Raw genomic sequence first — 13,914 nt, 5'->3', positions numbered from 1 at the left:
CACGGCCGTCGAACCCGGTCAACGTTCATGGACACCGCACTAGCCGAAGCGCGCCGTCACAGCTTGTCGAGCGGGATGGCGTCGGCCATCGCCTGCATGCCGGCGTCGTTGGGGTGCAGGTGGTCGCCACCGTCGAAGGCGGCCCGGAGCTTGCGCGGGTCGGCCGGGTCGCGGACGGCCTGGTCGAAGTCGGCCACCGCGTCGAAGGCGCCGCCACCACCGGCCCGGATCCAGTCGTTGACCTGGTTGCGCACCTGGTCGAGGGCCGGCGACCACGGGCCCCAGCCCTGGAACGGCGTCAGCGTGCCGACGACGACCTTCAGGCCCTGCGCCTTCGCGCGCGCCGCGAGGTGGGCCAGCCCGGCCCGGATCTGAGCCGGGTCGCCCTGCCGCGGCTGCTGCATGATGTCGTTGATGCCGAACAGGATGACGACCGTGCGGGCGCCGGCCTGTTCGAGCACGTCGTCGGCGAACCGGGACTGCCCGGAGTGCCCGGCCTTCGAATCGATCTTGGTGTACGGGTATTCGGCGTCGAGCAGGAGACGGTTGCCCCCGATGCCCAGGTTGGCCACGCCGTAGTCGGGCTCGGGACCGGCCGCCAGCCGGGCCGCCAGCAGGTCGGGCCAGCGATGGTTGCCGCCCCGGAGGGTGGCCGAGCCGTCGGTGATCGAGTCGCCGAAGGCGACGATCGTGCCCGCGGCGCCGCTCACGTCGACCCCGGTGAGGAAGAACCAGGCCGTGGTCCGCGACGTGTATTGCCTGCTGGTCGGGTCGGCCGCCGCGTCGGCCGCGCCCGGGCTCACGAACGACACCTGGCGCCCGTCGACGTGCCAGGTCGCCATCGGGGCCCGGACCGGGGTCCAGACGCTGACCAGCAGGTCGGTGTCGGCCGGCACGTCGAGCGTGACCGGATCGCTGAGAACATCGGCGCCGGCCGGAACCGAAACCCACTTGATGCCGTTGAACAGAACGTCGCGCACCGTACCGGGCGCGGCGCTGCCGTCGCTCGCGTCGACCGAGCCGTCGCGGCGCCCGCCGGCGTGGGCCGAGATGGCGACCGTGACGTGGCCGAAGACCAGCGGCGCGGTGCCGAAGCGGTTGGTCAGCCGGACCCGGACCTTGGGGCCGCCGACGGTCGTGTGCACCACGTTGCGCACCGTGTGGCCGGCCGGGCCGTTACGGAAGCCGGACGAGGGCGCGGCCGCCCAGGCCGTGGACCACTCCGGTCCGGCCGGGGCCGCGGCCGCCGGCGCGCCCTGGGGTGCGGGTGGTGTCACGCGTAAGGGGCCGAGGGCCACGTAGGTGACGGTGAGAATCGTGGACAGGACAGAAGTCGCCACGACGCCGATCACCAAGCGCCGCATTCTCACGCTGTGGCCCTCCCCAGGGTCTCGTCCGGATGAAATCCGGTACAGCAGGGTACCGCTGCGGTGTCGTCCCCCGGCGTCAACCTTCATCACATCGACGAGGATGGAAGGGACACCCTGTGCGATCTCATGCTTTGGTGTCGTCTGGCGCGACACGCCGAGCGTGTGGGAGTTTGAACTTCGTCCAGAAAGGTGGTGTGCCATGGGCGAGGAAGTCGAGCAGACCAACTTCACCCGTGAGGACCGCGCCAAGTACAGGCACAAGATCCGGCGGAGTCTGGACGTGTTCGCCGCGATGTTGCGCGAGTCGCGGTTCGAGTTCGAGCGGCCGCTCACCGGCATGGAGATCGAGCTCAACCTCATCGACGAGCAGGCCGATCCCGCCATGCGCAACTCCGAGGTGCTCGGCGCCATCGCCGATCCGGACTTCCAGACCGAGCTCGGCCAGTTCAACATCGAGATAAACGTTCCGCCCCGCCGGCTGGCCGGCGACGAGAACGTCGACCTCGAGCGCAGCCTGCGGGCCAGCCTGAACAACGCCGAGTCGCACGCCCGCAAGGTCGGCGCCCACACCGTGATGATCGGCATCCTGCCGACGTTGCGGCGCGAGCACATGACGCTCGAGGCGCTGTCGGCCAACCCGCGGTACAAAGTGCTCAACGAGCAGATCTTCGCGGCCCGCGGCGAGGACCTCGACATCCGCATCGACGGTGTCGACCGGCTCGCCGTCACCACCGACACCATCGCGCCCGAGTCGGCCTGCACCAGCACCCAGTTCCACCTTCAGGTCAGCCCGGCGCAGTTCGCGGCGTACTGGAACGCGGCCCAGGTCATCGCCGGCGTCCAGGTGGCGCTCGGCGCGAACGCGCCGCTGCTGTTCGGCCGCGAGTTGTGGCGTGAGACGCGCATCCCGCTGTTCGAGCAGGCCACCGACACCCGTTCCGAGGAGATAAGGGCACAGGGTGTACGTCCCCGGGTGTGGTTCGGCGAGCGATGGATCACGAGCGTGTTCGACCTGTTCGAGGAGAACGTGCGCTACTTCCCGGCCCTGTTGCCGATCTGCGACGAGGCCGACCCGTCCGAGATCCTCGAGCGCGGCGAGATCCCCGAGCTGTCCGAGCTGCGGCTGCACAACGGCACCATCTACCGCTGGAACCGGCCCATCTACGCCGTGGTGAAGGGCCGTCCGCACCTGCGGGTGGAGAACAGGGTGCTGCCGGCCGGGCCGACGGTGGTCGACACGATGGCCAACGCAGCGTTCTACTACGGCCTGATCCGCACCCTGGCCGAGGCCGAGCGCCCACTGTGGACGCAGATGAGCTTCAGCGCGGCCGAGGAGAACTTCCACACCTGCGCCCGGCACGGCATCGACGCCAGCGTGTTCTGGCCGGGCCTGGGATATATCCAGGTCACCGAGCTCGTGCTGCGGCGGCTGCTGCCGATGGCCCATCAGGGCCTCGAGAAGTGGGGTGTCTCGGCGTCCGAGCGCGACCGGTTGCTCGGCATCGTCGAGCAGCGTTGCCTCACTCACCGGAATGGCGCCGCCTGGCAGGTGCAGACCTTGCATGCCTTGGAGGCCGACGGTAACGACCGCCAGGACGCGCTGCACGAAATGCTGCGGCGATACCTTCCGCTGATGCACGAGAACCTCCCGGTCCACGAGTGGCCGTACCCGTCCTGACCGTTTCCGGCGTCGCCGGCCGGCGTTCGCGCACCAGCAGCACCAGCGCGGCGCCGACGGCGATCAGCAGGAACGACATCAGGCCGAGCCCGGCCACCTGGGCGCCGGTGGTGGGCAGGTCCTCGTCCTCGCCGCCGTCACCGCTGTCGCCGCCGTCGTCACCGTCCCCGCCGTCGCCGTCGTCGCTGTCGTCGTCATCGGTGGCGGCGGCGCTCAGCTTGAGCCAGACCTGGACGGTGTTGTCGGCCGAGTCGCCGTCGGCGCTGGTGGTGCTGACGGTGACCCGCATCGGATAGGTGCCGGACTTCGCCGACTCGTGCGCGTCGAGGGTGAGCCAGAGTTCGCTGCCGGCCAACGACGCTGTGTCCGGCGCCTCGCAGATCACGTCGTTGGAGGCGCTGGTGTCGTCGACGGCCGCGCAGGGCGCCTCGACGGTGTTCTCCTCGGTGGTCGCGGCGAGCGCCGAGACCTCGGCGACGCCGTCGCCGGTGTCGGCGTCGGTGTCGGTGTCGGTGTCGGTGTCGAGGGTGCCGTCGATGAGGATCGCGGCATCGAGGACGGTGACCCCGGCCGGCGGCGCGACGGTGAACCGCACCTCGTCGGCCGTCTCGCTGCCGTCGTTCGTGTACGGGATCTTCACCAGCAGCGGGGACCCCGGCCTCATCGGATGCGCCGGTTTGCCGTACCGGATGGCGAGGTTGACCTTGTGGCGGCCGACCGTGATGCCGGGGATCGCCACGTCGTCACGGCCGCCGCACGTCTGGTCGAAGACCGGATCCGCGCTGAGCGCCTCGTCGACGCACCCACCGGAGAGCACCTGGTCGTCATCGGCGCCGGAGTCGACGATCAGCGGCAGCGAGATGAGCTTGCGGGCGCCCGCGTTCAGCGAGATCCGGCAGACCACGATGCGGTCGCTGTCGCCCGCGGAGCAGCCGGTGGGCAGGGTGCCGCGGGTCGTGCCGTCCGGGATCCGGATGGTCGCGGTGTAGTCGGTGGCGTTGCCCGGCCCGGAGTTGACCAGCGTGATCGGCAGGATCGTCGTCTGGCCCGGCGCGGGCCGGGCCACCGAAGGGCTGCCGACGGTCACGCCGATGGAGTACGAGGTGTTCACCGTGCTCACGAGGACGCCGGCCGCGGTGAGCCGGTCGGCTGTGTCGCCCGGATCGACCAGCGTGATCCCGGTGGCCCGCCAGGCCGCGCCGTCGGCCGCGGCCGAGCTGACCGTGACCGAGAGCCGCAGCACCCTGGGTGTGCCGGCCGCCAGGTCGACGCCGGTGCAGGTGACGGCGTTGCCGGTGATCGTGCAGCTGTCGTCGCCGAGCGCCGCCCCGGTGACCCGGAAGCCGCTGGGCAGCCCGGTCAGCGGCACGGTGAGTGTGAGGCCGGTGTGCGCGACGGTCGCCGAGAGCCGGACCAGGGCCGTGCCCGACCCGCCGGCCGCGGTGACAGTGCCGTCCACGCTCAGCGTGCCGGTGGTGCTCAGGGGCTGCTCGACCGGCGTGGCGTCGATGTCGACGTCGAGGTCGTCGCCGCAGGCGCTGTTGCCGTCATCCGAGACGCAGCCGCCGGTCAGCGAGTCGCCGTCCTCGACGCCGGAGGAGACGATCAGGGGCAGGGCCCAGGTCAGCGAGTCGTCCGCCTCGACGCTGTACGTGCACGTCAGCACGGTGGCGCTGGCGAGACGGCAGTCCTGCTGGGCCCGTCCGGACAGGGCGCCGAACTCGGTGTTGTTCGCGGCGATCACCGTGGCCGTGCGGTTGGTGGCGTGCGACGGGCCGGCGTTGGCCGCGGTGACCGTCAGCGTCGTGGTCTCCCCCGGCTTGACCGTACGGCTGGTGTTGACGGCCGTGAACGTCACCGCCGACTCCGGGTCGCCCACGGTGAACAGGTCGGCGTTGATGCCGGTGCTGGTCTCGCCGTTCGCGGTCACGGTCATGCCTGTGGCCCGCCAGCGGTCGCCGGGTGTGCCGCCCGGATCGGAGTTGACGACCACGGTGACGGCCGTGTTGAGCCCGGAACGCAGGTCCACGCCCGTACAGCGAATCTCGATGTTGGTGAATCCGCAGGTCGAGCCGGCCGGCCCGGAGACACCGGTGATGGTCAGGCTCGACGGCTTGCCGGTGAGCGGGATGGTGAAGACGGCGTTGTCGACCACACCCTCGGCGGTGACCCGGATGGTGCCGGAGGCGGTGCGGCCGGGCACGACGGTGGTGTCGGCCTGCGCCATCTGTAGGCGGCCGGCGAGCGGCGTGGCCAGGACGATGGCGGGGATCGCGACGTCCGGCGGCACGGCGCAGGAGCCGTTGCCCGCGGATTCGACGCAGCCTCCGGTCAGCGGGGTGTCCGGGTCGGCGCCGGGGTCGATCGTGATCGGGACGGCGAGCGAGAGGCGGCCGTTGCCGGCGACGGTGACGCGGCAGTCGAGCCGGGTGTCCGAGGTGCGGGTGCACAGGCCGGCCGGCGCGCCGATCAGCGCCGGGAAGGTGGCCCCGGCCGGCGCCAGCACGGTGTAGCCGAGCCGGGTGCCCTGTGAGAGGCCTTCGTTGGTGAAGTTGAGGGTCAGGGCGCCGGTCGCGCCGGGCAGCAGGCTGTCGGCCGACGGCTCCGTGACGTCGACGGTGACCCGCACGTCGGCGGCGCCGACGGTGGCCGCCGTGAGCGGCACGTGGGTGGACTGGGCGCCCTGCGCGATCTGCACGTCGGTCTGCCACGTGTCGTTGGCCGGCGCGTCGTCGGCGACCTGCGCGGTCAGCGTGATCGGGGCGGTGCCGTTGGCCGCCAGCGTGATGTTGCGGCACGTCACGTCGACGCCGCTGGTGATCGTGCAGGCGCCGCCGTCGACCCGGGCCTGGAGCACGCGCATGCCGGTGGGCAGGGTGGCGGCCGGGATGGTCACCACCAGGCCGGCGCGCGCCTGTGCCGTGTGGACGTTGATCAGCACGGTGCCGGTCGCGCCGGGCACGAGTGTGGGGTTGTTGCCGTCGACGGTGACCGACTGCGCGAGGGTGGGCGTGAGGGTGATCGCCGGCAGGTTCTGGTCGCAGTTGTCGTCCCGGTCGGTGTCGAGGCATCCGCCGTCCACCGGCTGCGACGGGTCGGCGTTGGCCGGGATCCGCACCGGCAGCGACCAGGTGATCGGGGCCGGGGCGCCGGCGGCCAGGTCGAACCGGCAGTCGAGCTGGGTGGTGCCGACCGGCGCGCAGTCGGTGGCGGCCCGTCCGGCCAGCTGGCCCCAGGTGGTGCCGGTCGGCGCCTTGATCCGGATGGCGACGCCGGTCGCGTCGGAGGCGCCGGTGTTGTCGACCGTGGCGGTCAGCGTGGCCGTGGTGCCGGTGGCTATCGTGCCGGTCGGCGCGGTGAGGGTGTACTCGATCCGCGGCTGCGGCGGGCCGGTGCGCAGCAGCACGCCGGAGGCCTGGCTGGTGGCGCCCGAGCTGTTGGTCAGCGTCACCACGGGCGCCCACACCACGCCCGCGGGCAGGGCCGGTGAGGGGCGCATGACCAGGTCGAGCAGCGCCTCGTGGTCACCGTCGGCCAGGGCCACGCCGGTGCAGGTGATCATGCTGCTGTTGACCGTGCACTGCGAGCCGGCCGGTCCGCCGGCGCCGACGACGGCGATGCCGGGGTCCTTGCCGGTCAGCGGGACCGTCAGGGTGAGGCCGGTCAGGGCGCCGTCGGTGTTGACCCGGACGTGCCCGGTGCCGGTGTCGCCGGGCACGATCGTGGCCTGGTCGACGGTCATCCGGGCCCGGTCGGCGAAGGGTGTGCCGAGGGTGAACGCGATGGCCGTGTCGCAGACGGAGTCGCCGGGCACGTCGGCGCAGCCGCCGCCGAGGCTGCCGCCGGCCGTCGCCGAGGTCGCGACCCGCAGCGCGAGCTTGAACGAACGGGACTGCCCGGCCGCCAGATCGGAGACGCAGGTGACCTGGGTGGCCGAGTCGGCCGTGCAGTGCGCGGCGGCCGGGGTGCCGGCCAGGTCGGCGAAGGTGGTGCCGGACGGCGCCGTGAACACGGCCCGGGCGCCGGGGTGGTCGGACAGGCCGTCGTTGGCCATCCGCACGGTCACCTCGGCCGTGCCGCCGGGCAGCACGCTGCCCGGCGCCGGCAGGTCGAGGCCGATGGTGAGCTGCCGGTCGGGCGGCCCGACGGTGAGGGCGAGCGGGCCCAGCGTGGCCCGGCTGCCGGCGCCGGCCGGGTCGGTCACCGTGATCACCGGCGTCCAGGTGGCGCCGGCCGCCGTGCTCGAGGCGGTCTCGAGGTCGATCGCGAGCGTGGCCGTGCCGCCGGCGGTGATGGTCGTCGCGGGACAGGTGATCGTGGCGCCCACGGTGCACGGCGCGACGCCGAGGCGGGCCGCGGCGACGGTGACACCGGACGGGAGACCGGTCAGGCTCACCTCGACGGCCAGGCCGGCCCGGGCCAGGCTCGAGCTCAGCACGATGGTGGCGGTGCCGTCGTCGCCGGGCGCCGGCGTGGCCGGCGTGGTGGTGTTGTCGACGGTGAGCACCGCGCCGAGCGGGGCGCGCACGCTGAAGCCGGGAATCGCCCGGCCACAGCTGTTGTCGCCGGCCAGGTCCAGGCAGCCGCCGGTGAGCACCGTGCCGCCGGTCGCGTTGGCGGGCACCACCAGCGGAAGCTCGTAGGAGGCGACCACGCCGTTGCGGGACACGTCGGTGCGGCAGGTCAGCGTGGACGGGGTGGTGACGGCGCAGTCGGTCTGCGCGGCGCCGACGAGCGTGCCGAAGGTGGTGCCGGTGGGCGCGGTGATCCGCACCGGGGCCCGGAAGTTGGGCACGATGCCGGTGTTGGTGACGTCGGCCGTGATCGTGACCGTCTGGCCGGGAAGCACCACGTCGTTCGCCGGAACACCGCTCAGGGCGGCCGACAGGGAGTACGCGGCGGTGCCGACCCGGGAGAGCAGCTCGTCGGTGCGGACCGTCTCGCCGCCCGGGCCCCGCAGCTCGATCCGCTGGGCGGTCCAGGTGGTGCTCTCGGCGAGGCCACCGGTGTTCGTGACGTTGACGGTCAGGGTCGCCGGGACGTTCGCGGTGAGCGACAGCGGGCAGAGCAGGTCGCCGCCGATGTCGAGCGCGCACGGCGCGACCGGGGGCGTGACGCTGTGCCCGGCCGGCAGGCCGCTGAGCGGGATCAGCACGTCCACGTTCTGCGTCTCGGCCGACGTGACGACGAGCCGGGCCGCCACGGTGCCGCCGCCGATGGGCAGGTCGGCCCGTTCCGCCCGTACGGTGATCTCCTGATCGAACCGCGTGGTGAGCGGGATCGGCGGGAGCGCCCGGTCGGCCGAGGTACAGGCGCCGTCGTTGTCGAGGTCCACGCAGCCGCCGGTGATCGTCCCGGTGGGATCGGCGTTGCGGTCCACTGTCACGGGCAGGGCGATGGTCAGGGTGTCGCCGGCGTCGATGCCGGCCGTGCAGGTGATCCGGGCCGGCGTGACGATGGTGCAGCCGCTGGGCGCGGAGCCGATGGTCGTGCCGGGCGGCGCCACGAAGCCGACCGTGACCCCGGGCGCATCCGACGGCCCGCTGTTGGCGACGTGGACCCCGATGGTGCCGGCCGCGCCGGGCTCGACGCCGGCCACCGGGTCGAACGTCGTGACCAGGGGATGCCGCGGGGCGCCGGTGACGGCGAGCGGACGGGTGCCGTTCAGGGTCGCCGTGCCGGTGCCGTCGGCGAGGGTGATCGAGGTGGTCTCCCACTTCACGCCGGCCGCCAGATCGGCCCCGGCCGAGGCGGTCAGGGTGACGGTTCGGCTCTGACCGTCCGGAATGGAGGCCCAGGTGCAGGTGACGAGGTTCGTGGGGTTCTGGGCGCAGCCCGGGTTCGGGGTCAGCGTGTCGAGGGTGATTCCCGGGGGCAGGGCGAGCGGGAAGCTGACGGTGAAGTTGGTCAGAGTCCCGTGCTCGGCCGTCACGCTGACGGTCGCGGCGCCCGAGTCGCCCGGGGTGATGGTGGCCGGGGTGACGGCCACCGTGGCGCGCCGCTCGATCGGCGTCCGCAGCGAGAAGGCGGCGATCGCGTCCGAGCCGTTGCCGCAGCCGGGCACGCCGGTCAGGTCGACGCAGCCGCCGCCGATCGGGGTGAAGATGTCGGCGTTCAGCGGCACGGAGATCGGCGGGGTGAGCGTGGCGCTGCCGTTCGCGGCCACGTCCACCCGGCAGAACAACTGATCCGGCAGCGTCTTGAGGCACCCCGCCGGCGGGGTGCCGAAGACGGTGCCGGTGGGCGCGGTGATCAGGGCGATCTGGCCGCTCGCGAAGGACGGCCCGGCGTTGCTCAGCGTCACGGTCAGGTTCGCCGTCTGGCCCGGGTCGACCGTGCCACCGGCCGGTCCGGCCGCGGTCGTCACCGTGACCGCGGTCCGCGGCGCGCCGATCACCGCGAGGTCGCCGGTGCCGGCCGCGGTCTCGGTGCCGTCGGTGACCGCGATGGCGGCCGTCCAGGTCGCCGCGGCCGCGGTGGGGCCGGCCGCGACCTGCACGGTGATCTCGGCGTCGTGGCCCGCGCCGCTCAGGTCGACGCCGGTGCACGTGAACGACCCGTTCGGGTTGCGGGTGCAGACCGACCCGAGCGGACCGGCCACACCGGACACGGTCAGGCCGGCGGGCGCGACGGTCGGCACGGTGACGGTGAGCCCGGAGATGTCGGCGGCGGCGGCGATCCGGATCCGGCCGGTGTCGCCCGCCCCCGGCGCCATCGCGGCCCCGGTGGTGGTGATGGTCAGCCGGTTCTGCAGCGGGGTGGCGATCGCGATCGGCGTGATGGCGCCGTCCGATCCGGTGCAGACGCCGTTGCCGTCGAGGTCGACGCAGCCGCCGCTGAGCGGCACGCCGGCCCGCACGTTGGCGTTGACCGCCAGCGGGAACGCCCAGCTGAGCGGGGCGGCGGCCACGGTCAGGTCGAAGGTGCAGGTGGCCTGGGCGCCGCCCAGCAGCAGACGGCAGGCCGGGTCGCCGGCGCCGGTGAAGGTGGCGCCGCTGGGCGGCAGGACGGTGACGGTCGCCGCCCGGGCGTCGGACGGCCCGGTGTTGTCGACCTGGACGGTCAGCGTGCCGGCGCCGCCGGGCAGGATCGGGGTGTTGCCGGCATCGGCGGTCGCGGCCAGGGTGTACCGGGCCGCGCCGACCCGGGCCAGCACCTGATCGGGCGCCGGAACCGTGCCGGCCGCGATCTCGGTGGTGATACCGGCCGCGGTCCAGGCGGTGCCGGTGGCCGCGCCGGCCGGCGCCGAGACGGTCACCTCGATGTCCTTGGGCGCCAATGGGTCGACAGTGCCGACCGTGCAGGTGGCGACGCCGTTGGTCACCGGGCACGGTGTGCCGTTGCCGACCGTCACCGCGGGCGCCTGCAGACCGCCGGGCAGCCCGGTGAGCGGGATGTTCACCGTGACGCCGGTCAGCGTCGAGCGGGTCGCCGTGACGCGGACGGTGCCGGTGGCGGTGCCGCCCGGTGTCACGGTGGCGGCGGTCGAGCTGATCGCCACCTGGGCCGTGGCCGGCACCTTGAGGGTGATCGACGGGAGCTGGACGTCGCCCGTGCCGCAGCCGGAGAAGCCGTCCAGATCGACGCACCCGCCGCCGATCGTCGAGCCCGGCTCGGCGTTGGGCGCGGTCACCAGCGGGATGGTCAACTCCGGGGTGGGCTGGTTCACCGTCAGGGTGACCGCGCAGGTGAGCAGCGTGCGGCCGTTGTCGACGGTGCAGAGCTGCGCGGTGGCCGGGTCGGTGAGCTGGCCGAACGTGGTGCCGGCGGGCGCCGGGACGGTGAAGGTGCCGCCGGTGACGGCCGACGGGCCCTGGTTGGTCACGGTCAGTTTGAGCTCGGCGGTCTCGCCGGGCGCGACCGTGCCGGGCGCCGGCGGGGTGACCGACGCGGTCAGCGCGTATTCGGGAAGGCTGGTCGTGGCGAGCGCGCCCAACGTGGTGACGCGTTCGCCGCCGGTGTCGACGGTGACGCCGGTGGCGGTCCAGGTCGTGCCCACGGTGGCGTTCGAGGGCACCCGCACGGCGATCTGGACGTCCTTGGGTGCGCCGGCCGTGAGGGCGACGCCGGTGCAGACGATCGACGTGCCCGCCGGGTCGCAGACGCCGCCGGACACCGTCGCGCCGGTGACCGTCCAGCCGGCCGGCAATTGTCCCTTGGGGACGGTGACGGTCACGCCGGTCTCGGCCTGGGCCGAAGTCAGGGTGATCCGGCCGGTCCCGGTCTGTCCCGGTGTGACGACGGCCGGGCTGACGAGAGCGGCCAGCCGGGCGCTGAGCGCGGCCCGGAGGGCGATCGCGGGCAGGGCCGGATCGGAGGCCCCGCAGACGGAGTCGTTGTCGACGCTCACACAGCCCCCGGTCAGCGGGGTCGCCGGGTCGGCCGTCGGCAGCACGAGCAGCGGCAGCGCGAACGTCGTGGGCGGGTCGGCGGGCGTACGGTCCAGCGTGCACCGGATCGTGGTGGGCGTCAGGAGGGTGCAGGCGGCCGGCAGGCTCAGCGCGGTGAAGGTGGTGTTGCGCGGCGCCACCACGACGAACGGGGCGTTGCGGGCGTCCGACGGTCCCTGGTTCTGCACGTCGATCGTCATCGTGGCCGGCTGGCCCGGGCTGACGGTCCGGTCGGCCGGGCCGCGCGCGTCGACACCGAGCGTGAAGCGCGGCACGGCGGTGATGACGACCGCGCCGCTGGCCGTGCCGGTCGAGTCGCCCGACTTCGCGGTCACGGTGCCGGTCCAGCTGGCGGTTGTGCCCGAGGAGATCGATACCGGCAGCGAGAGGGCGACCGACCCGGCGGTGCCGTTGGCGGCGGCCGGGACGGTGATGTTGGAGCAGCGGATCTCGGTGCCGACGGTCAGGCAGTTGCCGCCGCCCGGGCTGTTCATCGGCCCGATCGTGTATCCGGCGGGCAGCCCGGTGATGGTGACGGTGGTGCCGGCGGCGGCGAGCGCGCCCGAGTTGGCGATCCGGATGGTCGCGGTGGCCTCGGGCCCGCCCGGCGTCACGGCGGCCGGGGTGATGCTGACGCCGCCGGTCAGGTTCACGTCGGGGTCGGTGATGGTGAGCAGCCGGCCGTGCCCGGTCACCGCGGTGCCGTTGAGGCTGGTCGTGACGTTCGTGAGGTCCCAGGTGCTGCCGGGGGTGGTGGTGCCGGTGGCGGAGACATTCAGGGTCAGGGTGGCGGTGCCGTTCCGGGTGACCGACACCCCCGTACATCTGACGTTGCCGTTGGCCACCGAGCACTGGCCGCCCGGAATCGTGGCCGAGCCCACCGTCACGCCGCTGGGCAGGCCGGTGAGCGGGACGGTGACGACGGCGCCGTCGGCGTCCGAGGGGCCGTTGTTGGTGAGCCGGACGGTGGCCTGGGTGCTCTTGCCGGCGGCGAGCTGGGTCGCGTCGACCGTGAAGGCGCCGCTGGTCGTCGACCGGGCGAGGGCGGTGACGAGCGGGCCCTGGCCCTTGACGGTCATCGTGGCGGTGGGGGCGCCGGGCACCGGGACGCTGGTCGCCGTGATCGTGTCGGCGCCCGGCGACCAGGGCGGGGCCGAGCCGGTGGCCGACGGCTTCAGCTCGACCGGCAGGTTGACCCGGGCGGTGCTCTTGCCCGGGACGGTGACGTCGTCGCAGATGATGAAGTTCGCGTTCGACGTCATGTCGCAGGCGAGGTCGCCGACCGACGCCGGCTTGAGGGTGTAGTAGGCCGGGTCGGGCTTCGGGATGCGGATCGTGGTGTGCGGCGCGGCGACCTCGCCGGTGTTGGCGACCGTGATCCAGGGGGTGCCGGACTCGCCGGGCACCAGCGAGGTGGGCCCGGTGGCGATCGCGCCGAGCTTGACGGTGCCGGTGCAGTACGCCTCGGCCACCACCACGCTCCCGCTGAGCAGGGTGCCGAGCACCTTGATGGCGTCGACGCTCACCGCCCGTACGGTGACGTCGAACTTGCCCGTCGAGGTGTTCCAGACCGCGTTCTGATAGTTGGTCCTGGCGGTGAGGATGCCCGGGATGGTGACGCTGACGTTCGCGGCCACGCTGGCGGTCAGGCCGAGGACCTTGAGGTCGGCGATCGTCACCCCGGCGGTGAACTCGTCGGCCGTCATCTTGCAGGCCGAGTCGACGGCGTCGGCGGTGATCGTGTTGGTCAGCAGGTTGAGGCCGGCGACGCGGCTCTGGGCCCGGGCGCCCTTGGTCGCGGGCTCGGCCACCGTGCTGACGGCGCCCGCGTTGAGCACGAGGGGCACGTTGGCCAGGGCGACGTTGTGCGCCTCGGCCGCGTCGTCGTGCCAGTCCGACGTCTCCGGGATGGTGATCTTGGGCGCGAGCCCGAGCACGTTGAGCTCCACCCGCACGGCGTCGGCCGAGGTCGTGACAGAGGACGCGGCGTACGCCACCCCAGGCACCATGAGCAGCGAGAACGTCACCACGAGGGCGAGCAGCGCCGCCAGCGGCCGGCCGAGCCTTTCCGCAACCACAGACCGATCTTCGACGGCAAAAGTCGGATATGTCTCTCGTTTAAGCGATGTCTCGACATTTCTTTCATGTTCCAGCCGCACCTGATACGGGGCTCACCGGTCACGATGGCCACAGCTGCCACTTTCGTCCCCGTTTCGGCCACCATGGCCCGCCGGATCCTTCGTGGACGGTGCCGGTCTGGCCGGATTCGTTGCGCCGCAAAGATTTCCGGCGGTACGTCCATTCAGGAACCATGGGCGCCCCTCGCCCCGACTGCGACGCTGCTCACGCACGGGCATGCGGAGTCGATCATCGGCGTTGCCTCCTGGCGTAGAGCACGTGATTTGCTTCTCAGTGAGAAAACTTGCGTGATAGGCAATCTTTGGCGGATCCTTGTCGGAGGCCAACCAAAGAACGG

At 72.8% G+C, this 13,914-nt stretch carries 2 protein-coding genes; both read right to left on the bottom strand.

The genetic code is table 11. The features are described from left to right. Positions 1–56 precede the first annotated feature (56 nt). Positions 57–1,364, bottom strand: a complete 1,308-nt coding sequence (locus tag ACFY36_RS42755; protein WP_499751656.1) for an SGNH/GDSL hydrolase family protein — start codon at positions 1,362–1,364, stop codon at positions 57–59. A gap of 1,526 nt (positions 1,365–2,890) precedes the next feature. Beyond that, on the bottom strand, positions 2,891–13,516 hold the full coding sequence (locus ACFY36_RS42750) for a hypothetical protein (protein WP_499751655.1): 10,626 nt from the start codon (positions 13,514–13,516) through the stop codon (positions 2,891–2,893). Between the last annotated feature and the right edge of the window lie 398 nt (positions 13,517–13,914).

It is taken from the genome of Actinoplanes sp. NPDC000266, assembly GCF_042899005.1.
Lineage (GTDB): Bacteria > Actinomycetota > Actinomycetes > Mycobacteriales > Micromonosporaceae > Actinoplanes.
This window is presented reverse-complemented; position numbering and strand designations above follow the sequence as displayed.